At 63.8% G+C, this 19,509-nt stretch carries 23 protein-coding genes and 1 tRNA gene; 11 read left to right on the top strand and 13 right to left on the bottom strand.

The window, feature by feature from the left end; translation table 11 throughout:
* Window positions 1-4: 4 nt before the first annotated feature.
* Window positions 5-916: a DMT family transporter gene (locus tag RID42_05055; GenBank protein MEQ8247031.1), complete on the bottom strand. Its 912-nt coding sequence runs from the start codon at window positions 914-916 to the stop codon at window positions 5-7.
* 171 nt (window positions 917-1,087) lie between these two features.
* Between RID42_05055 and RID42_05060 the strand changes: the two genes are divergently transcribed.
* Window positions 1,088-3,046, top strand: a complete 1,959-nt coding sequence (locus RID42_05060; GenBank protein MEQ8247032.1) for an acetoacetate--CoA ligase — start codon at window positions 1,088-1,090, stop codon at window positions 3,044-3,046.
* On the opposite strand, the gene RID42_05065 is transcribed toward RID42_05060, so the two are convergent.
* Together RID42_05065 and RID42_05070 are read right to left on the bottom strand one after the other, a co-directional pair.
* Window positions 3,043-4,374, bottom strand: a complete 1,332-nt coding sequence (locus RID42_05065) for an MATE family efflux transporter (GenBank protein ID MEQ8247033.1) — start codon at window positions 4,372-4,374, stop codon at window positions 3,043-3,045. The two genes, RID42_05060 and RID42_05065, sit on opposite strands and share 4 nt — an antisense overlap.
* Window positions 4,371-5,603, bottom strand: coding sequence for a class I SAM-dependent methyltransferase (locus RID42_05070; GenBank protein ID MEQ8247034.1), 1,233 nt, complete (start codon window positions 5,601-5,603; stop codon window positions 4,371-4,373). The genes RID42_05065 and RID42_05070 overlap by 4 nt, the downstream gene beginning before the upstream one ends.
* Window positions 5,604-5,770: 167 nt before the next feature.
* Between RID42_05070 and RID42_05075 the strand changes: the two genes are divergently transcribed.
* The 5 genes from RID42_05075 (at window position 5,771) to RID42_05095 (ending at window position 9,933) form a co-directional block, all read left to right on the top strand.
* Window positions 5,771-6,295 (top strand): invasion associated locus B family protein, encoded by a 525-nt coding sequence (locus tag RID42_05075; GenBank protein MEQ8247035.1) that lies wholly within the window; start codon window positions 5,771-5,773, stop codon window positions 6,293-6,295.
* Between the two features lie 39 nt (window positions 6,296-6,334).
* Window positions 6,335-7,459 carry a 23S rRNA (adenine(2503)-C(2))-methyltransferase RlmN gene (rlmN, locus tag RID42_05080; protein ID MEQ8247036.1) on the top strand — a complete coding sequence of 375 codons (1,125 nt, stop codon included), beginning with the start codon at window positions 6,335-6,337 and terminating at the stop codon, window positions 7,457-7,459.
* Between the two features lie 139 nt (window positions 7,460-7,598).
* Window positions 7,599-8,348, top strand: a complete 750-nt coding sequence (locus RID42_05085; GenBank protein MEQ8247037.1) for a hypothetical protein — start codon at window positions 7,599-7,601, stop codon at window positions 8,346-8,348.
* A 69-nt stretch (window positions 8,349-8,417) separates the two neighbouring features.
* The gene (locus RID42_05090; protein MEQ8247038.1) at window positions 8,418-9,632 is read left to right on the top strand and encodes an argininosuccinate synthase; all 1,215 of its coding nucleotides are present in this window, start codon (window positions 8,418-8,420) and stop codon (window positions 9,630-9,632) included.
* 4 nt (window positions 9,633-9,636) lie between these two features.
* Window positions 9,637-9,933, top strand: a complete 297-nt coding sequence (locus RID42_05095) for a DUF3253 domain-containing protein (GenBank protein ID MEQ8247039.1) — start codon at window positions 9,637-9,639, stop codon at window positions 9,931-9,933.
* Here RID42_05095 and folD read toward each other — a convergent pair.
* Genes folD through RID42_05110 form a run of 3 tightly spaced genes read right to left on the bottom strand, consistent with a single transcriptional unit; the run spans window position 9,925 to window position 11,426 of the window.
* Window positions 9,925-10,818, bottom strand: a complete 894-nt coding sequence (gene folD / locus RID42_05100) for a bifunctional methylenetetrahydrofolate dehydrogenase/methenyltetrahydrofolate cyclohydrolase FolD (GenBank protein MEQ8247040.1) — start codon at window positions 10,816-10,818, stop codon at window positions 9,925-9,927. The genes RID42_05095 and folD overlap by 9 nt on opposite strands.
* A complete protein-coding gene (locus RID42_05105) occupies window positions 10,811-11,149 on the bottom strand; it encodes a DUF167 domain-containing protein (protein MEQ8247041.1) in 339 nt (112 codons plus the stop codon). Before RID42_05105 ends, folD begins: the two co-directional genes overlap by 8 nt.
* On the bottom strand, window positions 11,130-11,426 hold the full coding sequence (locus RID42_05110) for a YggT family protein (protein MEQ8247042.1): 297 nt from the start codon (window positions 11,424-11,426) through the stop codon (window positions 11,130-11,132). The genes RID42_05105 and RID42_05110 overlap by 20 nt, the downstream gene beginning before the upstream one ends.
* Between RID42_05110 and RID42_05115 the strand changes: the two genes are divergently transcribed.
* Together RID42_05115 and RID42_05120 are read left to right on the top strand one after the other, a co-directional pair.
* On the top strand, window positions 11,416-11,622 hold the full coding sequence (locus RID42_05115; protein ID MEQ8247043.1) for a hypothetical protein: 207 nt from the start codon (window positions 11,416-11,418) through the stop codon (window positions 11,620-11,622). The two genes, RID42_05110 and RID42_05115, sit on opposite strands and share 11 nt — an antisense overlap.
* Window positions 11,613-11,688: transfer RNA gene (locus RID42_05120), tRNA-Ala, on the top strand. Before RID42_05115 ends, RID42_05120 begins: the two co-directional genes overlap by 10 nt.
* Window positions 11,689-11,730: 42 nt before the next feature.
* Here the strand turns inward: RID42_05120 and RID42_05125 are convergent.
* Window positions 11,731-12,195 carry a Spy/CpxP family protein refolding chaperone gene (locus RID42_05125; GenBank protein ID MEQ8247044.1) on the bottom strand — a complete coding sequence of 155 codons (465 nt, stop codon included), beginning with the start codon at window positions 12,193-12,195 and terminating at the stop codon, window positions 11,731-11,733.
* Window positions 12,196-12,368: 173 nt separating this feature from the next.
* Between RID42_05125 and RID42_05130 the strand changes: the two genes are divergently transcribed.
* The 3 genes from RID42_05130 (at window position 12,369) to RID42_05140 (ending at window position 15,487) form a co-directional block, all read left to right on the top strand.
* Entirely contained in the window at window positions 12,369-13,553 is a 1,185-nt protein-coding gene (locus RID42_05130) for an adenylate/guanylate cyclase domain-containing protein (GenBank protein ID MEQ8247045.1), read from the top strand.
* The gene (locus RID42_05135) at window positions 13,550-14,680 is read left to right on the top strand and encodes a polymer-forming cytoskeletal protein (GenBank protein MEQ8247046.1); all 1,131 of its coding nucleotides are present in this window, start codon (window positions 13,550-13,552) and stop codon (window positions 14,678-14,680) included. The genes RID42_05130 and RID42_05135 overlap by 4 nt, the downstream gene beginning before the upstream one ends.
* Before the next feature lie 102 nt (window positions 14,681-14,782).
* Complete coding sequence (locus RID42_05140; protein ID MEQ8247047.1) at window positions 14,783-15,487, top strand: gamma-glutamyl-gamma-aminobutyrate hydrolase family protein; 705 nt, start codon at window positions 14,783-14,785, stop codon at window positions 15,485-15,487.
* Here the strand turns inward: RID42_05140 and RID42_05145 are convergent.
* Genes RID42_05145 through RID42_05170 form a run of 6 tightly spaced genes read right to left on the bottom strand, consistent with a single transcriptional unit; the run spans window position 15,484 to window position 19,492 of the window.
* The gene (locus RID42_05145) at window positions 15,484-15,900 is read right to left on the bottom strand and encodes a hypothetical protein (protein ID MEQ8247048.1); all 417 of its coding nucleotides are present in this window, start codon (window positions 15,898-15,900) and stop codon (window positions 15,484-15,486) included. The genes RID42_05140 and RID42_05145 overlap by 4 nt on opposite strands.
* Window positions 15,897-16,301 (bottom strand): Rid family hydrolase, encoded by a 405-nt coding sequence (locus RID42_05150; GenBank protein ID MEQ8247049.1) that lies wholly within the window; start codon window positions 16,299-16,301, stop codon window positions 15,897-15,899. Before RID42_05150 ends, RID42_05145 begins: the two co-directional genes overlap by 4 nt.
* A gap of 11 nt (window positions 16,302-16,312) precedes the next feature.
* Window positions 16,313-17,527 carry a CoA transferase gene (locus RID42_05155; GenBank protein MEQ8247050.1) on the bottom strand — a complete coding sequence of 405 codons (1,215 nt, stop codon included), beginning with the start codon at window positions 17,525-17,527 and terminating at the stop codon, window positions 16,313-16,315.
* Between the two features lie 5 nt (window positions 17,528-17,532).
* Complete coding sequence (locus RID42_05160; protein MEQ8247051.1) at window positions 17,533-18,156, bottom strand: glutathione S-transferase N-terminal domain-containing protein; 624 nt, start codon at window positions 18,154-18,156, stop codon at window positions 17,533-17,535.
* Complete coding sequence (locus RID42_05165; GenBank protein ID MEQ8247052.1) at window positions 18,153-18,794, bottom strand: glutathione S-transferase family protein; 642 nt, start codon at window positions 18,792-18,794, stop codon at window positions 18,153-18,155. Before RID42_05165 ends, RID42_05160 begins: the two co-directional genes overlap by 4 nt.
* A complete protein-coding gene (locus RID42_05170) occupies window positions 18,791-19,492 on the bottom strand; it encodes an isochorismatase family protein (protein ID MEQ8247053.1) in 702 nt (233 codons plus the stop codon). Before RID42_05170 ends, RID42_05165 begins: the two co-directional genes overlap by 4 nt.
* Window positions 19,493-19,509 lie beyond the last annotated feature (17 nt).

Below are 19,509 nucleotides of genomic sequence, written 5' to 3' on the forward strand. Positions count from 1 at the left end.
CGCACTAGAGGGCCGCGGCCGGGTCGACCGGCGTCTTTTTGCGGTCCAAACTTTCGCGCCGGGCGATATAGATCGAACTGACGAAGATGACGATCGCGCCCGCGAACGTCCAAACATCCGGGATTTCCGAGAAGGCGAGATAGCCGATGACCGCGGTCGCGGGCAACCGCATAAAATCGAGCGGCATCACCGCCGATGCATCGGCTTTGCTGAGCGCGCGGGTGAAGGCGATATGGGCGAAAGTTCCCGCACCGGCGACCACGAACAGCCAGAACCAGGCGTTCAGACTCGGCCATTCCCATACGAATAGGGCGGGGATCAGCGATACCGGGGTGAACAGGATCACCATATAGGCGACGATTCTCTCGGGCGGTTCGGTGCGTGCCAGCATCTTGATCGAGACGATCGACATCGCCATCAGAATCGACGAGGCGATCAACAGCATATGCCCGGTGGTGATCTCGGCGATGCCCGGCCGCAGCACGATCATGGTGCCGCCGAACCCAACCGCTGTCGCCACCCACCGCGGGATGCCGACTTTCTCGCGCAGCAGAAAGACGGCGACGACCGTGACAAACAGCGGCGAGGTAAAGCTGAGCGCAACCGCTTCAGCAATCGGCGTCACGGTAATCGCGTAGAACCACATGAACATCGAACCCAGGCCGAAGGCAGCCCGCCAGCCGAACAGTTTGAGTTGGGTCGTGCGCAGAAAACCGAGGCCGCGCCGGGCCACGATGGGGCCGATCACGACAATCCCGAGTAGGTTGCGAAAAAAGACAACCTCGAACGACGCAACTTCGCTCGAGACGTGGCGGACCGAGGCCACCATGATCGAAAACAGGATCGTCGCCCCCAACATATAGAGCGCCGCGACGGCGGGTTGGGGGATTGATCGAAGGCTCGTGAGACTCGTCATCGCGGGTGGGTTCCTGCCGGGCGCCGCCCCGTCGCGGCGGACGCAACCGAATCGGGCAAGACCGGACGATTATGGGCTGTCAATCGGCCCACCGCCAAACCTTTCGCCGCATGGCTGCGTTGCACCGCCCGCGTACCGCGACTACCGTCCGGGGCGAGGAGGAACGAAGGCATGACCGATACCGCCCCGCTGTGGACCCCCGACGATCAAACCATTGCCCAAAGCAACCTCACCGCCTTCGCCCGGCTGGTCGCGCGCGATACGGGCACTGCCTTGCCCGACTATTGGGCGTTGCTCGACTGGTCGCGGGCCAATCAAGAGGCGTTCTTCCAAGCGGTCTGGGATTTCGGCGGCGTTGTTGCGCAGACCAAGGGCGCGCGGGTTCTCGTCGATGCCGACCGAATGCCCGGCGCCCGTTGGTTTCCTGATGCGCGCCTGAATTTCGCCCAGAACCTGTTGCGTCGCCGCGACGACGCCCCGGCCCTCATCTTCCAAGGCGAGCACGGCGTCCGCCGCGAACTCTCGCACCGCCAGCTCTACGACGCGGTCTCGCGCTTGGCGCAAGCGCTGCGCGCCGAAGGCGTAGAGCCCGGCGACCGTGTCGTCGGCTTCATGCCCAACGTCCCTGAAACCGTGGTCGCGATGCTCGCCGCCGTCAGTTTGGGCGCGACCTGGTCGTCCTGTTCGCCCGATTTCGGCATCAAAGGCGTGATGGACCGTTTCGGTCAGATCGAACCCACGGTGCTGTTTACCGCCGATGGCTATTTCTATGCCGGCAAGACCCACGACTCGCTTGCCCGGATCGCCGACATTGCCGCGCGGTTACCCAGCCTGCGGCGGGTCGTCGTCGTCCCCTTTGTGGATGCCGCGCCCGATATCGCGCGGCTGCCGGGGGCAGCGCTGTGGGACGATTACCTCGCGCCCTATGCGCCGGGCGATATCGTTTTCGCGCAGCTCCCCTTCGCTCATCCGCTTTACATCATGTATTCGTCGGGGACGACGGGGGTGCCCAAGTGCATCGTGCACGGTGCCGGCGGCACCTTGCTCCAACACCTCAAGGAGCACCTGCTGCACACCGACCTGCGGCAGGACGACCGCCTGTTCTATTTCACCACTTGCGGCTGGATGATGTGGAACTGGCTCGCCTCGGGCCTCGCCTGCGGCGCGACGCTCGTCCTCTACGACGGCTCACCCTTCCAGCCCGACGCGACCCGGCTATGGTCGCTGGCGGAGCAAGAAAAGGTCACGGTCTTCGGCTCCTCCGCCAAGTTCTACGATGCCTGCATCAAGGCCGAGATCGAGCCGATGAAGACGCACGACCTGTCGCGGGTCCGAACCATCCTGTCGACCGGATCGCCGCTGGCGCCGGCAAGTTTCGACTTCATCTATCGCGCGGTAAAGAAGGATGTTCGGCTGTCGTCGATTTCCGGCGGTACCGACCTACTGGGCTGTTTTGCCGCCGGGGCCTCGGTCCTGCCGGTCTACCGCGGCGAGATCCAATCGCGTGTCCTGGGGATGTCCGTCGAGGTGTTCGACGAAACCGGCGCGCCCGTCCGGGGCGAAAAAGGCGACCTCGTTTGTACGAAGCCGTTCCCGTCGATGCCCATCGGGTTTTGGGACGATCCCGATGACGCCAAATACCGTGCCGCCTATTTCGAGACTTTTCCCGGCGTTTGGACCCACGGCGATTACTGCGAACTCACCGATCATGGTGGCGTCGTGATCTACGGTCGGTCCGATGCCGTGCTCAATCCCGGCGGGGTCCGCATCGGAACGGCGGAAATCTACCGCCAGGTCGAACAGATGGACGAGATAGAAGAGGGCCTGTGCATCGGCCAGGATTGGGACAACGACGTCCGTGTCGTGTTGTTCGTTCGCCTCCGCGAGGGGGTCGCGCTGGACGACGATCTGCGCGCGCGCATCAAGGCCAACATCCGCGCCAACGCAACCCCGCGCCACGTCCCTGCCAAAATTATCGCCGTGGCCGACATTCCGCGCACCATCAGCGGCAAGATCACCGAACTTGCGGTTCGCGACGTCGTCCACGGTCGGCCCGTGAAGAACAAGGACGCCTTGGCCAATCCTGCTGCGCTCGACCTGTTTGTCGACCTGTCCGATTTGCGCAGCTAACCCGGCGTCAGGTCGCGGACCAGCGCTGGGTAACGCAGGACCAGCACCGTCGAGCGTACCGTCATGAAGGCAACCAACGACAACCATAGGCCGTGGTTGCCCCAGAGCGGCATCGCCGCCATGTTCACCAGGACCAGCACCGCCAACGACAGGATCATACCGTTCCGCAACGCTTTCGTGCGGGTCGCGCCGAGAAACACACCGTCGAACTGGAATGCCCAGATCCCGACCATCGGCATCACCACCATCCACGGTAAGAACGACTTGGCGGCGGCACGGACCTCGGGCGAAATCGTCATCAGGTCGATAAAGGTACCGCCCAGAGTGGCGTAAGCTAACGCGAAGACGCCCGCGACCATCGCGGCCCATATCGTCGTCACCGCCACCGCGCGGCGCAGGTTGTCGCGGTTGCGAGCGCCGACGGCGCTGCCGACTAGTGTCTCGGCCACGTGGGCGAACCCGTCGAGCCCGTGCGAAACCAACATGAACAGTTGCATGAGAATGGCGTTGGCCGCCAATACCGTGTCGCCCTGCTCGGCGCCGCGGGCAGTGAAGTAGGCTACCGCGGTGATCAGGCACAGGGTGCGGATGAAGATATCGCCGTTGACGCTGATCAACCGGCGCATTTGCACCGGGTCCAACAGCCGCGCCCGTGCCACCGTGCCCGGCAGCGTCCGCAAGATACCGGCGATCAGCCACAGCCCGACGGCGGCGGTGGCGTATTCGGCCAGCAGCGTGCCCAAGGCGACGCCCTCGACGCCCCAGCCCAGCCCCAGCACGAAGCCGACATCGAGAACGATATTGAGCCCGTTGAGAAATACCTGGAGCAGCAATGCGGTGCGGACCTGCTGGCGCCCGAGCAGCCAGCCCAGGACGACGTAGTTCGCCAAGGCGGCTGGCGCGCCCCACACCCTGATCTGGAAGTAGGTCGCGGCGAGGCCCTCGACCTCGGGGCCGGCGTCGATTGCCCAACGTCCAAAGGCCAGTATCGGATACTGCAATGCGAGAACGCCCAGCGAAATCGCCCCGGCCAGGATCAGACCGCGCTGGAACGTCGCTCGCATTTCAACGGCATCGTCCGCGCCAAAGGCTTGCGCGGTAAATCCGGTCGTGCCCATGCGCAAGAAGCCAAAGCCCCAATAGATATAGCTGAAGATCAACGCGCCAACCGCCACCGCGCCGATGTAGTAGGGCGCTTCGAGCTGCCCCATCACGGCGGTATCGACCATGCCGAGCAACGGCACCGACAGGTTCGAAAGGATGATCGGTATGGCGAGCCGCCAGACCAACCGGTGCCAGCCGCCATCCGCCACCGCTGCGCCGCTCACGATGCCGACACCACTTGCCGCAACAACATCAGGTTCAGGCCGTTCAGGGCGCGGTACAGGGTGCGAAACCGGCGGTCGAAACCGGCCTCGCCGTGCGCGCCGCGGAGATCCGCAACGGTTTGCACCCCGTCGATTCGGGCAACGACATCGGCCATTGTCGAGTCGACCGGGTAGGTCACCGCGATACCGTCGAAGGAGCTTCTGATCTCGGGGCGGCGACGCAGGCTTTCGGCCAGCGCCGCAGGGTCGGTGCGCATCAGGATCGGTATCGCCCGATCGTCCAAGGGGGCGACCGCCTCCGTGCGCGGTGTTCCCTTGGTCAAGTAGACGACGTGGATTTTCAAATTGCCGCCAAGATTTTCCGCCAGCGCGGCGGCGTCAAGCCACGGGAGTTTGGCGGCACGCTTGAGCAAATCCCGGTCGCGTAAGTAGGTCGCGGGGTCGTAGCGCGCAGGCGCGAGAAAGGCCGTGGGTGTCAGCCCCGTTTGATCCGCCAAGGCCACGACCTCGGGCACGGTGTAGGCGCGGTCGATCGGGTGCAACAAGAGATCGGCCAGCGCCGCATCGTCGTCGTTGACGCTGGAGAGGAACGGGTTGCGTTTCAGCCAGTTGGTGTCCGGCAGGTCGTCAAGCAGTTGCCGGGTAACCCTTACGCGCCGGCGCATGTCGGGTTCGGGCGCAAGGGCGCGCAGGGCGGCTTGGACGGGGTAGACGCCGGTCCGGCCCAGAGCGCCATAGACCATAATCCCCATTCCCCCACCCGGCCGTAGTAGCCCGGCCAGGACCCGCAGCCCCGCTTCGGGATCGGGCAGGTGATGCAACACGCCGCAACAGTCGATGTAGTCGAACGGTGCGCCAAGGTCCGGCGGCGCGGTCAACGACCCCTGGTGGAAGGCGATATTGGTCAACCCGCGCGCGTCGGCCCGCGCTCGCGCCACGTCCTGCGACGCGCGGCTCAGATCGAGATAGTCCACTGTCCCGTGCGGTACCCGGTCGGCCAGGTGCTGGGCCAGCATGATCGCGGCATCGCCGGTGCCGCCGCCCGCGACCAGAGCGCGGAACGGGGCCTCGAAATTCAACCGCCCGGCAAAGACATAGTGATTGATCTCGTCAAGATGGCTGGGCGAGCCCTCGATCAGGCGCTTGCGCTCGTCCGCCGGGTCGCGGGTCGGGTAGGGCAACGCCTCGTAATGCGCCCTGACGCGATCTTTACCGTTTCGATCAGCCATGAGTCCGTTTGCCCGGCGCCTGCACGATGACCCTAGGGTTAGCGCATGGGCGCGCCTTTGACTATGCGCGACCAGGAACGGTTTCGCGGCCACCTCACGCGGATTTTGGCTAACGCGCGTGGATCAACGTTTGAAAACCGATTCCGCGACCGCTATGTATTAGGGCGATGCGTCGCGCGAGTCTTTTCTTGGTCACAGCCCTGGGTGCGCTTCTTTTCGCCGCGCCCGGCTACGCCCAGTCCACCCCAAAGGTGGTCGGCGAGTTTCGCGATTGGGTCGCGTTGACCCTGAAGGACCGTACTGGCGATGTCTGCTACATGTCCTCCTCGCCGCAGAAATGGGCATCGGTGCCGGCTGGGGTCAATCGCGGCGACATCTATATCCTGGTCACCCATCGTCCCGGCGCCAAGGTCCGCGACGAGGTCAGCGTCTATACCGGCTACACCTACAAAGAGGAATCCGAGACGGTGGTGTCGATCGACGGCCAGGATTTCTCGATGTTCACCCATGACGACACCGCGTGGGCCCGCGATGCCGCCAGCGACAGCGCGCTGGTCAAGGCGATGATTCGGGGCAATACCATGGTGATTCGCGGCACCTCGAACCGGGGTACCGTTACAACCGATACCTATTCGCTCTCGGGGTTCACCGCCGCCCACAACGCGATCAACAAAGCCTGCAACATTCGCTAGCGCTCTTTTCGTCCCGCCCGGGGCGGGATAGAACACCCCATGGCACTGACCCTTGAAGACACCGCGCCGGTCCTTGTCGGCCAAAAACGTTGGCTGATCGGCCTGACCCGCGAGGAGATCGGCGAAGCGCTCGTCGCGACCGGCGTTCCCGCGCGCAGCGCCAAGATGCGCGCCAACCAATTGTGGCACTGGATTTACTACCGGGGCGCCCGTTCGTTCGCCGACATGACCACGATCTCCAAGGATCTTCGGGCCGAGCTTGAGGTCGGCTTCCACTTGGATCGGGGCACTGAGGTTGACCGCCAAGTGTCCCAAGACCGCACCCGCAAATGGCTGCTGTCCTACGGCGCCAACCAGGAAATCGAAACCGTTTTCATTCCCGAGACCGACCGCGGCGCGCTGTGCGTGTCCTCCCAGGTTGGCTGCACCCTCAACTGCCGCTTTTGCCACACCGGCACCCAGCCCTGGGTCAAGAACCTGTCGGCCGGCGAAATCGTCGCGCAGCTCCTGCATGCCCGCGACGACATCGGCGAATGGCCCTCCCCCAAGGAGGGCCGCATGATTTCCAACATCGTGCTGATGGGCATGGGCGAGCCGCTCTACAACTATGACAACGTCGCCAAGGCGCTGCGCATCCTGATGGACCAGGAAGGCATTGGCATTTCGCGCCGTCGCATCACGCTTTCGACCTCGGGCGTTGTGCCCGAGATCGCCCGGGTCGGCGAAGACCTAGGTGTCGGTCTGGCGATTTCGCTCCATGCCGTCCGCGACGACCTGCGCGACGAACTGGTGCCCTTGAACCGAAAATACCCGATCAAGGATTTGCTCAACGCCTGCCGCCGCTATCCCACCAGCAGCAACGCGCGCCGCATCACCTTCGAATACGTCATGCTGAAAGGCGTCAACGACACGCCCGCCGATGCGCGCGAACTCGTCCGCTTGCTCCAAGGCATTCCGGCCAAGGTGAACCTGATCCCGTTCAACGCCTGGCCCGGCGCGCCGTATGAGTGTTCCGACGATGCGGCGATTGCGGCATTCGCTGAAATCGTCAATGCCGCGGGCTATTCCTCGCCCGTGCGCACGCCGCGCGGCCGCGACATCATGGCCGCCTGCGGCCAGCTCAAGTCAGCCAGCGTCAAACAGCGGGCCAGCGAGATTCGCTGAGCCCGCCTTTGGTTGCCGCTGCCGACGCGCGCCGAACCTCGGTCCCCACTGGATGTTAACGCTTTCTGAACCCTAGTCGTTGGACCCTGGGGGGTGTGCGCGCTACCGTCCGGCAGCGCCGCAAGCCAAGGAGTGTCCGATGTCCGCCGCCGACTCAACGCTGGAAGATCGCATCGCGCGTCTCGAACGCAGCCGCAGCATGCTGTCGATCGTTGCCGCCGCCGCGATCTTGGCTGCCGCCGTCGCCGTCGTCCTGCCGTTCCTGCCCCTAGGCGGCACTGACGACCTCGTCCTGCGCAATGCCGCGGGCGCACCGACGGTCGTCCTATCGGGCGAGACCGGCGTCATCGAAGTACACGGCCTCAAGGTCCTCAACAACGAAGGTAAGGTGCGCGGCGAATTCGTACCTTCGAAGCTTGGCGCCGAAATCACCCTGTTCAACTCCGACGACAAGCCCGTCGCGATCCTCAATAATTCTTCGCCCAGCCAAGGCGGCCGCCTGTCCCTATTCGGCATCGGCGAGCGCGCCGCGTTTTTCGGCGGGACCGTCACTGACGACGATTTCGGCATGGAGATTCGGATGCGCCCCGGTCACGTCGCGGTACTCAAAACGGCCAACGACGTGCCGTTCTTCTCTCTCTCCGACCGCAACGGCGAGGCACTGATCCAGCTCGATACGGGGGTGGCCGAACTCTTTGCCAACCGCCTCAGCATCCTCGGCCCCAATTCGCTGCGCCGGATGGAAATCGTCGGCACCGACACCGGGGCGAGCCTGACCCTGCGCGACGCCGACGACCGGATGCGGGCGCGTATCGCCCACGACGACCAAGAGGGCGGCGGCTTCATCCTCCAGGGTCCGGACGGCGGGACGCTCTGGCAGGCGCCCTGACAGCGGGCGATTTGCCGAAACCGCGCGCATCCCTATACTCCGCGCCCTGATTTTCGAGCGCGGTACACCATGACCAAACAGATCAAAAAAGCGGTGCTCGCCTATTCGGGCGGGCTCGACACCTCCGTCATCCTCAAGTGGCTGCAGATCACCTACGGCTGCGAGATCGTCACCTTCACCGCCGACCTCGGCCAGGGCGAAGAGCTCGAACCGGCGCGGGCCAAGGCCGAAATGCTCGGCGTGCGCGAAATCTACATCGAGGATTTGCGCGAGGAATTCGTCCGCGACTTCGTCTTTCCGATGTTCCGCGCCAACGCGCTGTACGAAGGCATCTATCTATTGGGCACCTCGATCGCGCGCCCCCTGATCGCCAAACGGCAAATCGAGATCGCCGCGGCGACGGGCGCGGACGCGGTCGCCCACGGCGCGACCGGCAAGGGCAACGACCAGGTCCGCTTCGAACTTGGCTATTATGCGCTCAATCCCGACATCACGGTCATCGCGCCGTGGCGCGAATGGGATTTGGTCTCGCGCACGCGCCTGATCGAATTCGCCGAGCAGCATCAGATTCCCATCGCCAAAGACAAACGCGGCGAGGCGCCGTTCTCGACCGACGCCAACCTGTTGCACACATCGTCGGAAGGTAAGGCACTCGAAGACCCGTGGACCGAAGCCGACGAACACGTCCATTCGCGCACCGTGTCGCCCGAAGCCGCACCGGACAAGCCGACCTACATCACGGTGACGTTCGAGCAGGGTGACGCCGTCGCCATCGACGGCAACCCGTTGTCGCCCGCCAGTTTGCTGACCCAACTCAACGAGCTCGGGCGCGACAACGGCATCGGCCGCCTCGATCTCGTCGAAAACCGCTTCGTCGGCATGAAGTCGCGCGGCATATACGAAACACCCGGCGGCACCATTTTGTTGGCGGCCCACCGCGGCATTGAAAGCCTGACCCTCGACCGCGGCGCGATGCATCTGAAGGACGAACTGATGCCGCGCTACGCCGAGCTCATCTACAACGGGTTCTGGTGGTCGCCCGAACGCGAGATGCTCCAAGCGCTCATCGACAAATCGCAAGCCAAGGTCACCGGCGAGGTTCGGCTGAAGCTTTACAAAGGCAATGCGACCGTTGTCGGACGTCAGTCGCCGCACAGCCTGTACAGCCTGCAGCACGTTACCTTCGAAGAAGACTCGGTTTACGACCAGCGCGACGCAGAAGGATTCATCAAGCTCAACGCGCTGCGCCTGAAGCTTCTCAAGCGCCGCGATTCATTGCCGTGATCCGATGAGCGATGTGGAAGAGGCGCGCGATCCCGCCGCCGAGGCGATCCTCGATTTGATCGCCAACAACCCAGGCGGGGTGCGCCCCGAGCAGGTCGCCCAAGCCTTGGCCGAGCGCTACCGCAAACCCAAGGACGGCCCCAATTTATGGCGCAAGTACCTGCATGCCGTGCGGCAGGAGGCGCTACACCTTGCGCGCGACGGCGACATCGCGATCCTACGCAAGGGCAAGCCGGTCGATCCGCACAAGCCGATCAAAGGATTGATTCGACTGGCCAAACCGGTGGCAGCCTCAGACTGACGGGACCGCGATCCCGTGCTGCTGACAGGCCGCCGTTACCGTATTCAACAATAGACACGCGATCGTCATCGGCCCGACGCCGCCCGGCACCGGGGTAATCGCGCGGGCCACTTTCGTTGCCTCGTCAAAGGCCACGTCGCCTAGAATTTTCGCCTTGCCGCCAGCCGGATCCTCGATCCGGTTGATCCCGACATCGATCACCGTGGCGCCGGGCTTGATCCAATCGCCGCGGATCATTTCGGGCCGCCCGGCTGCGGCCACCACGATATCCGCGCGGCGGCAGACGGCGGCAAGATCGCGGGTGCGCGAATGCGCCATCGTCACCGTGGCGTTGGCCGCCAGCAACAGCTGGGCGACCGGTTTGCCGACCAATTTGGAGCGGCCGACGACGATGGCCTCGGCGCCCTCCAATACGGCACCCGAGCGCTCCAGCAAGATCATGCAGCCGCGCGGGGTACACGAGACCAGCGCATTGGCTTGGCCAAGCGACAGGCGTCCGGCATTCACCGGGTGCAAACCATCGACGTCCTTGTCCGGGTCGATGGCGCTGACGATGTCGTTTTCCGAAATGTGACCCGGCAGCGGCATCTGCACCAAGATACCGTGGACCTTCGGGTCGGCGTTCAGCTCGCGGACCTTGGCGAGCAACGCATCCTGCGCCGTGTCGGCGGGCAGCTTGAACTCGTAGGAATTCATCCCTGCCGCCAACGTCATCTTGCCCTTGTTGCGCACATAGATCTGGCTCGCCGGATCCTCGCCGACCAGCACAACGGCAAGGCCGGGCGTCAATCCATGGTCCCGTTTCAAGGTGGCGACTTGAGCGGCGACTTCGGCGCGCACATCGGCCGCAATGGCCTTGCCGTCGATCAATAGTGCATCACCCATCGCGATCCCTTGCCCATTGGTTGAGGTGGCGCAGCACAGCCGTTGGATGGCCCGCCACGAGGACTGTTTTGTGTCGGTCGGTGTCGCCCGTGGCAAGTGCTAATTGACCGACCGGTAGGCGCCAGGCCTTGGCCAACACGGCGAGGATAGCGGCATTGGCCTTGCCCTTATCCGGTGCCGCCGTCACGCGGACCTTGACCGCAGCGCCATGGCCGCTCGCGACGATGCCGTCGATTTGGTTGCGTGACGCTTTTGGGGCACCCAGGACACGGACGATAACGCCGTCCGCGACGGCCCGGAACGGCGTGTCTTTAGAATCTTCCGTAGCCAAGCGTATCGCGCAGGATCAGGCCCCGGACGATGAACTCGACGAGCAGGATGACAATGATCGGCGAGACATCGATGCCACCGAGGTTCGGTAACAGGCGGCGCACGGGTGCCAGCACCGGTTCGGTCACGCGGTGAAGAAAGTCGCCGAGCATATAAATGACGCGATTGCCGGTATTGACGACGTTGAAGGCGATCAACCAGCTCAATATTGCCGATCCGATCAGCGCCCAGACGTACAGCAACGCCAGCGTATCAAGGAGCCCGAGGATGGATTGCATCGTACCTATGGGGTTGGTGGCGGCGGGACGCCCTGACCGCCAGTCGATCGGCGGGCGCAGCGCCCGCATTAAACCCGATGGGCTGGGGGCGGGCAAGGCGGCGACGCGCCGCCGATGTCGGCACAAAGCCTTGACACCGGCGGAAGCCCATCATCATTATCCGCCTGCCTTCACCCAGGCCAAAATGGGGCAGTAGCTCAGTTGGGAGAGCGCGGCGTTCGCAATGCCGAGGTCAGGGGTTCGATTCCCCTCTGCTCCACCATTCCCCCCGGTACGCTATCCGCACCGGGGTGGAAAACCCCCGCTAGTCAGCCAGTCGCCGCAGCACCCGGTCCAATCGGTCCGTCAATTTGTCCCGCTGGTCGTTGTTGAGACTGGCGTGAAAAGCGACGAATGCCGGCAGAACCGCGTCGAGACGCTGATCGAATTCCGACTTGAGGCGATCGCCCAGGGCCGACACCGCCGCTGCATCGATTTGCGCCGACCCCACCAGCGCACGGGTGTCTCGCACCAGTTGTTCGGCGAACGTTCGATCATCGGCGGAGGCGGTCACCATCGCATCGGCGACCTTGCGGAACTCTTCGCGCTGACCGGCATCGAGATCGAGCTTTCGAGTGACGACCTTGGTTGCCCAATCGGCGCGCGCTTCGGCACTGCGATGATGATGATGGTCCCCGCTGACGGCGGCGCCGATCCCGACGAGAACGAGCACCGCCGCGGCACCGGCGAACCATTTGCGTCGACCTTGGAACAATGAACGAAACGTCATGGTGGTCCCCTCATGGGTGAGTTGATACCTCTGACACATCGGCTCGATCCGGCGTAAGTCAATGTGCTGGTCCGATAGTGCCGGACCGGCATAGCGTTACCCAAGGACGGAATACGACTTAACAATCGTCGTGAAGCCTCCTACATAAGAACGAGGTTAAGGCGAGGGGGGCTGTGGCAGAAACCGCACCACGCAAGCTCGCCGCCATTCTTGCGGCGGATGTCGTCGGCTATAGCCGGCTGATGGGACAGGACGAGGACGCCACCGTCCGGACTCTGTCCGACTACAGGGCTGTCATCGGCGAAGCGGTAAGCCACCACGAGGGGCGCGTTTTTGGCGGCGCGGGCGATAGCCTCGTCGCCGAATTTTCAAGCCCGGTTCAGGCCGTGCGGTGCGCCCTTGCCATCCAAGAAGGCATCGCCGCCAGAAACGAAAGCCTGCCCGAAGATCGCCGCATGCGGTTCCGCATAGGCGTCAATCTTGGCGACGTCATTGTCGACGGCGACAACTTGCTCGGTGACGGTGTCAACGTTGCTGCGCGCCTCGAAGGTCTAGCAACGCCGGGTGGCATTTGCATCACAGCGTCGGTCTACGATCAAATCCGCAACCGTATCGATGCGCCGATCACGGATCTCGGTCGGCAAACCTTCAAGAACATCGACCAACCCGTCCGTGTCTTCGGTGTCGGTGCGCACCAGCCGCGGCGGCGCCGCCGTTCGGTACGGCTGACGGCGGCTTTGGCCGTGGCGGCGGCGGTGATCCTTGGCGCGGTGTTTTTCTTGGGCGGCGAAACGCCGCCGCCGGCGAACGCCGCGCCCGTCCTGGTGGTCTACCCCTTCGATCCGATTGGCGAAGACAATCGTCTCGTTCAGATCGGTGATGGCTTGCGCCAAGATCTGATGATCTCGCTTTCCGATGCGAATGCTCGCCTGCGGATCGTTGCCGTGGCTACGCGCTCCATCCCGGCGGATCCGCCGCCCGATTACGTCCTCGACGGCAGCGTGCGAATCGCGGGCGACACGGTGCGCGTTACCGCCTTGCTCGTCGAACAACGTAGCGGCTATCAACTTTGGGGCGGGCGCTTCGACCGGCGCACCGATGCCGGTCTAACTTTCCAGGACGATATCGCAGGGAAGATCGCGGACTCGCTCACCGGCAAGTTGGCTGTTGCCGAAGCCGAACGAGCGCGCCCGCCTGGCGCCCTAGCGAGCGTCGTCAACGGTCTTGCGATGGTGGGGCGCTTTACTCGTCGCGCCGCCGCATTCCCGTTCGATCTCTACCGACGCGTCGTCGGCGCCGCAGACATCCCCGCCGATACAAAGCTCTCCGCCCTCCCCGTAGGAAAGGTGCTCTCATGAAAACCCTCTTCCTGACCGCCATCGCGGCCGGATTAACGCTCGCCGTCGCGACGCCTAGCATCGGTCAGCAATACGGTGAATTCGTCTCCCAGAGCGGACCGGCGGAACGCAACGTCTACCTCGCCGGTCGCAGCGTATCGGTCGATACAGATGCAGCCGGGGACATTGTCGTCGCCGGCGGCGATGTAACGGTACGCGGGCAGGTCGCCGGCGACGTGATTGCCGCTGGCCGCGACGTGTTGGTCGATGCGGCGGTTGCCAGCGACGTTCGCGCCGCGGCGCGCGACGTGGTGGTGCGCGGGAGTGTGGCAGGCGACATCAATGCCGCCGGTGCGACGGTGCGGCTCGAACGCGGTCTCATTGTCGGCGATCGCATTATGGTCGCGGGCGGCGAAGTGGAGATCGACGCCGAGATCGGTGGCGATGCGCACATCGGCGGCGCCGACATCGCACTGGGCGGCACCTTTCTCGGTAACGTTGATGTCGCAGGGCAGCACATCATCGTAGGACCGGGCGCGCGCATCGTCGGCGATTTCACCTATCGCAGCGTCAACGAGGCCGAGATCGATCCCGCGGCGCAGATCGGCGGCGATATCACCTTCATCCGCTCCGAAGCCACCGAAGAAATGTTCGGCGGCGCCTTCGCCGGCGTCGGTGCAGGCAGTCTGCTGTTTCTCATCGGCCTCGTTGTCTTGGGCGCGCTCCATCTGATGATGTTCCCCGATGCTGCGCGCCTCGTGACGCGCGACATGCGCGCCCGCCCGCTGCGCGCTTTGGCCACGGGCGCGGGGGTCTTCATCGGCATGCCGCTGTTGGCTGTGATCCTTGCCATTACCGTGATCGGATTCCCGGTGACGATCTTCTTGGTTGCAGTGTTCCTCGCAGGGCTATTCGCGGCCTACCTTTCGGCGGCGCTCCTGATGGGCCAAGTGCTTGCCCGTCTCGTGCGCCGCGACGCCGAGAGCCGGTTCTGGCCCCGCGTCGCCGCCTTGGCGGTCGGCCTCCTGGTGCTTTCGATTCTTGGCCTAGTCCCGTTCCTCGGACCTTTGATCGTCATCGCCGCGTTGATGCTCGGCCTTGGCAGCATGGCGTTGCAAGTTGCGGGTGCCCGGCGCGCAGCGATCTAGCGCGCCGCCGGGGAGACGACACATTTGCCAAGAACCGCTGAAACGGCCGTCCCACCTTGGAAGGATTGCAGACTGCGGGCGCGAGGGATAGCTTTCCCGGCCATGTCAGGTCGCATCCTCTGCATCGTCCACCAAAAACATTCGCGCACCCGGCGCGTGGGGCGCTTCCTTAAGCGTAAGGGCTATACGCTCGACGTGCGGCGGCCTTGCCTCGGACATGAACTGCCGCAGACCCTCGACGACCACGCCGGCGTCGTTGTGTTCGGCGGTCCGCAAAGCGCCTATGAATACGAGAAGTTCGACTTTCTCCGTCGCGAGTTGGATTGGATGCCGAAGGTCTTGGATTCAGGCGTGCCGTTCCTGGGCATTTGTCTTGGCTGTCAGATGCTGGCCCAGGTCCTTGGCGGTCGCGTCCACCCCCATGCAGAAGGGCTGTTCGAGGTCGGCTACTTCCCGGTCTACCCGACGGATGCGGGTGCCGAGATCTTTGGAGATACCGACGTCATCCACGCTTATCAATGGCACAAGGACGGTTACGAGGTGCCGGACAGCGCGACCGTATTGGCGCGCGGCGATCGCTTCGCCAACCAGGCATTCCGGTACGGCCAATCAGCCTACGGCGTTCAATTTCATCCTGAACTGACCCCGAATACGATGGAACGTTGGTCGGGTTTCGCCCACAAGCGCGCGGTCCCCGGCGCCCAGGCGCTCGACGAAATGAAGTCGGTGCGCGATGCGCATGATCACAATGTGCGTCGCTGGCTCGACGGCTTTCTCGATCACTGGCTTGGGTCGGACCCGCGTTAACGCGAATAGGCGATGTTCTGAATCAGCGGCCTGACAACGTCGTTGCCGACCACGATATTGCTGGCGCGGCGCATGTCGCCGATCATCACCTCAAGGTCCAAGCGCTCGGTCAGACTAGATAAACGTCCGATGTGCCGTTGGTAGACGTTCAACCAAGCGGACTGCAACCGAGGCACCTTGCGTTGTACCTCGGCCGCTTCCTCCGGCTTCAACACTTCGATGATGATGTCGACCGTGACCCGGCCGCTCACCCGGTTGTTGCTGATGATTGCGGCGCTCAGCGACGCAAGGGGGATGAAGCGCACAACGGGTGGCGCTTCGTCGGCGGACTTCGGCGAGGACGCCAGCGCCGTTCCGGTCCACAGCAGCCCGATCACGCCGAGCGCTGCCACGATAGCCCTCACGGCGGTCATTCGGGCGCCTCGACGGTCGGGTGGATTTCCAACATTGCGCCGGGGAGGGCGAGGGCGGCCACTTGCACCGCCGTCGACGCCGGAATCGACGCGTTGTGTCGCGCATAAAAGGTTCGGCGCACCTCGCTCGCTGCGCTCAAAGCGGCAAGATCGGTGGTAAACAATATTTCGCTGACGACGTGCTGAAGCGTCGCGCCTTGGGTAGCCAACGCTCCTTCGAGCCGGGTGTAGATCCGTTCGACTTGTGCGGCCATATCCCCCGCACCCACCAGATCGAAATTCTCGTCCGCCGACAGCATCCCCGACATGTAGAGGATACCGCGCGATTTCACAAAACGCGGGAAGCCCAATTTTCGTTCCAGCGCTTCGTCGGCGTAGTGGCATTGTTCGAAACGGGCCATCGTCGCCGCCCCTACTTGGCCTTGCGGCGCTGTTCCAGGACGACGCCGGCTTCGATGAATCGATCGATCTCCGCGCCGCTGAAGCCCGCCGCTTCGAGGACGTCGCGATCGTTCTGGCCGAAGGTTGGCGGGCGGCTGCGTACTGTACCTGGCGTTCGGCTGAACTTGATCGGAACACCGACGCCGCGGTAGCCGTCCTTTTCAACCACCATTTGGCGATGCTTGGTATGCGGGTGGTTCAAAATGCCAGCCATATCCAAGATCGGCCCCGCCGGCACACCCTGTTTCAACAACGACATGCAGAGCGCCTCGCCGTCTTTGTCAGCCAGAAGTGCGACCAATTTTTCACGTAAGGCAGGTTTGTGTTGGACCCGGTCTGCATTGCTGGCAAAGCGGGGATCTTCGGCCATCTCCGGTGCCCCCAGCGCGTCGCACAATCGGCGGAACTGCCCGTTGTTGCCGACCGACAGATAGATATCGACCGTGCTGCTGGGAAAGGCATCGTAGGGAGCGATGTTGGTATGGGCATTACCGACCCTTACGGGGGGCTTTCCAGACAGAAACCAGTTCGGCGCGTGGGGGTGCTGAAAGGCGATCCCGGTGTCGAACAGGCTGGCCTCGACCAACTGGCCCTTGCCCGATTTCTCGCGTTCTGCGGCGGCGGCCAAAATCGCGTTGGCGGCAAACAGGCCGGTGCCGATATCGACCAGCGGAATGCCGATCCGCACGCCACTGCCCTCGGGCGAGCCGTTCACCGTAAACCAGCCGCACATCGCTTGGAGCACCGCGTCGTAACCGGGAAAGCCGCCGAGCGGTCCATCGCCCCCGAAACCGGTGACCCGGCAATGGATCAACCGGGGAAAGCGGTCCTTGAGTACGTCGTTGTAGCCCAGACCCCACTTCTCCAGCGAACCGGTCTTGAAGTTCTCGACCAGCGCATCGGCGTTTTCCAGCAGGCGCAGGAGGATGTCTCGTCCCTCCGGCGCACGGATGTCCAGCGCAACGCTTTTCTTGTTACGATTGACGCCCATGAAATAGGCGGCCTCGCCGATGTCGTCGAACGGCGGCCCCCAATCGCGGGTCTCGTCGCCCTGGGGCGGTTCGATCTTGATGACCTCGGCGCCAAGGTCGCCCAACAACTGCGTGCAGTACGGTCCACCCAGGACACGCGACAGGTCGACGATTTTCCACCCCGCCAGGGGGCCGGTGTTGTGCGGTTCGCTCATAAACGTTAGGCGGGAACCGCCATCCCTTTCTTGACTGCCGCGCGGGCACCGACCTTCTCGACCCAGCGCCCGACATGGGGATAGGCGGCGATACCTTCGTCCATCCGGGCGGCCGAAGACGTTGCGCTCGGATAGGCCATCACGTCGGCAATCGTATAGTCCGCGCCGGCCAAGTAGGCATTGTCAGCCAAACGGTCGTCCATGGTTTGCAAGAAGCGCTTGGCGCGGGTCTCGTAGAGATCGACGCCGTAGGCCACCGGCGGTTGCGCCGCAATCTTGAAATAGTACTGTCCGGCGAAGGCGGGCCCGAGGTCCGCCGCCACCATCCCAGCCCACTTATGCGCTTCGACGCGGGCGACCCCGTCCTTGGGCAGCAACTTACCGGTCTTGTCGGCCAAGTAATAGCAGATCGCCAAGGTCTCGAAGACATTGATGGGCTTGCCGCCGGGGCCGTCGCGGTCGACGATCGCCGGCGCCATGCCGAGCGGGTTGATCGCCAGAAACGTGGGCGCTTGGTGCCCGGCGGCGGCGAAGTCGATCACATGGACGGTGTAGGGCAGTCCGACTTCCTCGAGCATGATCGAGGCGCGTTGCCCATTGGCGGTCGGGACGGTGTACAGGTCGATCATGTTTTGGGGGTTCCCTCTGCGATGACAGCCATGCCCTTCTTGACGGCGGGCCGGGCGCCGACCCGGTCAACCCAGGCACGCACGTTGGCGTAGGGCTCTAACCCGCCCGGTAGCGCCGCCACCGACACCACGGCAACAGGGTAGAGCTGCACGTCGGCATAGGAATAGGTCTCGCCCGCGAGATAGGGGGCTTCGCCCAGACGCTGGTCGAACACCGCCATCAACCGGTGGACCTGGCCGGTGTAGTAATCGCCGACCTCGGTATGGTCGCCCTTGGTCCGGGTTTTCAAAACGAAATGCACGTTGAACGCGGGGTTCAGATTGGCCGGCGACACCGTCGCCCATTCCAACGCCAACGCGCGCTCGGTTGGGTCGGTCGGCCACAGCTTGCCGGATTTCTCCGCGAGGTAGGCCGAGATCGCCAGCGTCTCGAACAACGCCAGCGGCTTGCCGCCGGGTCCGTCGTGGTCGAGAATCGCCGGCATCTTGCCGATCGGATTGATCTTTTTGTAGTCGTCGGTGAGATGGGCTCCCGTCATCATGTCGAGATACTTGAAGGTGTAGGGCAAGCCCGATTCCTCAAGCATGACGGCGACCTTCTGGCCGTTCGCTGTATTGAATCCGTAGAAATCGATCATGGCGTTCCTTCGGGCGCGCGCGGCGCGATGCTGGAAAGACGGGACATCAGGTCCTGGGTAGGCATGACGTCGGCATACTTCTCCGACATGTCGAACAGGTTCACCGCGTGCGAAACGCGGCTGCGGTCGTACACCGCATCCTCCGGTACCGCCACACGGAAGTTATAGGCAAACGCATCCACTACCGACGAGCGCACGCACCCCGACGTCGTGCACCCCGTCACCACCAAGGTATCGGCATCGACGTCGATCAAATACGACGTCAGCGCAGTACCGAAAAACGCGCTCGGTTGTTTCTTCGGTACCAAGATGTCGCCCTCCACCGGCGCCACCTCGGCCACGAACTCGTAGCCCTTCTCCGGGATGGTCATGATGCTCGGCACCTTCGCCGCAAGCCGGCCGCCGTCATAGGCTTTCTTGGGCGCAACGTGCGGGTACAGCACGGGCCAGTTCTTCTCGCGAAACAGTGCGAGCAGCGGCTGAATGTTGCGCACCGCGTTCCACGCAACATCGCCGCAGCTCGTCGGGAACTCCTTGATGGATTCCCAGAACGGTTTCTCCACCGTGCCGGTCGTTCGGTACTGCACGTCGATGATCAAGAGCGCCGGTCGGGTGCCCATTCCGGTGGGCCGGCCGAAGCCGGCGGCGCGGTAAGCCTTCTGCTCGTCCGTGCTGATGATGTCGTCCCATGGTCGCATGGGTAGCCTCCCCTCGT

The sequence above is a fragment of the Alphaproteobacteria bacterium genome (genome assembly GCA_040216735.1).
In the GTDB taxonomy this organism is placed as follows: Bacteria; Pseudomonadota; Alphaproteobacteria; order SHVP01; family SHVP01; genus CALJDF01.

What these genes read in the sequence shown, in the direction of transcription:
- RID42_05055 (MEQ8247031.1), bottom strand. Translation starts at nt 916, where the DNA reads ATGACGAGTCTCACGAGCCTTCGATCAATCCCCCAACCCGCCGTCGCG.
- RID42_05060 (MEQ8247032.1), top strand. Translation starts at nt 1,088, where the DNA reads ATGACCGATACCGCCCCGCTGTGGACCCCCGACGATCAAACCATTGCC.
- RID42_05070 (MEQ8247034.1), bottom strand. Translation starts at nt 5,603, where the DNA reads ATGGCTGATCGAAACGGTAAAGATCGCGTCAGGGCGCATTACGAGGCG.
- RID42_05075 (MEQ8247035.1), top strand. Translation starts at nt 5,771, where the DNA reads ATGCGTCGCGCGAGTCTTTTCTTGGTCACAGCCCTGGGTGCGCTTCTT.
- rlmN (MEQ8247036.1), top strand. Translation starts at nt 6,335, where the DNA reads ATGGCACTGACCCTTGAAGACACCGCGCCGGTCCTTGTCGGCCAAAAA.
- RID42_05085 (MEQ8247037.1), top strand. Translation starts at nt 7,599, where the DNA reads ATGTCCGCCGCCGACTCAACGCTGGAAGATCGCATCGCGCGTCTCGAA.
- RID42_05090 (MEQ8247038.1), top strand. Translation starts at nt 8,418, where the DNA reads ATGACCAAACAGATCAAAAAAGCGGTGCTCGCCTATTCGGGCGGGCTC.
- RID42_05095 (MEQ8247039.1), top strand. Translation starts at nt 9,637, where the DNA reads ATGAGCGATGTGGAAGAGGCGCGCGATCCCGCCGCCGAGGCGATCCTC.
- folD (MEQ8247040.1), bottom strand. Translation starts at nt 10,818, where the DNA reads ATGGGTGATGCACTATTGATCGACGGCAAGGCCATTGCGGCCGATGTG.
- RID42_05115 (MEQ8247043.1), top strand. Translation starts at nt 11,416, where the DNA reads ATGGATTGCATCGTACCTATGGGGTTGGTGGCGGCGGGACGCCCTGAC.
- RID42_05110 (MEQ8247042.1), bottom strand. Translation starts at nt 11,426, where the DNA reads ATGCAATCCATCCTCGGGCTCCTTGATACGCTGGCGTTGCTGTACGTC.
- RID42_05125 (MEQ8247044.1), bottom strand. Translation starts at nt 12,195, where the DNA reads ATGACGTTTCGTTCATTGTTCCAAGGTCGACGCAAATGGTTCGCCGGT.
- RID42_05135 (MEQ8247046.1), top strand. Translation starts at nt 13,550, where the DNA reads ATGAAAACCCTCTTCCTGACCGCCATCGCGGCCGGATTAACGCTCGCC.
- RID42_05140 (MEQ8247047.1), top strand. Translation starts at nt 14,783, where the DNA reads ATGTCAGGTCGCATCCTCTGCATCGTCCACCAAAAACATTCGCGCACC.
- RID42_05145 (MEQ8247048.1), bottom strand. Translation starts at nt 15,900, where the DNA reads ATGACCGCCGTGAGGGCTATCGTGGCAGCGCTCGGCGTGATCGGGCTG.
- RID42_05150 (MEQ8247049.1), bottom strand. Translation starts at nt 16,301, where the DNA reads ATGGCCCGTTTCGAACAATGCCACTACGCCGACGAAGCGCTGGAACGA.
- RID42_05155 (MEQ8247050.1), bottom strand. Translation starts at nt 17,527, where the DNA reads ATGAGCGAACCGCACAACACCGGCCCCCTGGCGGGGTGGAAAATCGTC.
- RID42_05160 (MEQ8247051.1), bottom strand. Translation starts at nt 18,156, where the DNA reads ATGATCGACCTGTACACCGTCCCGACCGCCAATGGGCAACGCGCCTCG.
- RID42_05165 (MEQ8247052.1), bottom strand. Translation starts at nt 18,794, where the DNA reads ATGATCGATTTCTACGGATTCAATACAGCGAACGGCCAGAAGGTCGCC.
- RID42_05170 (MEQ8247053.1), bottom strand. Translation starts at nt 19,492, where the DNA reads ATGCGACCATGGGACGACATCATCAGCACGGACGAGCAGAAGGCTTAC.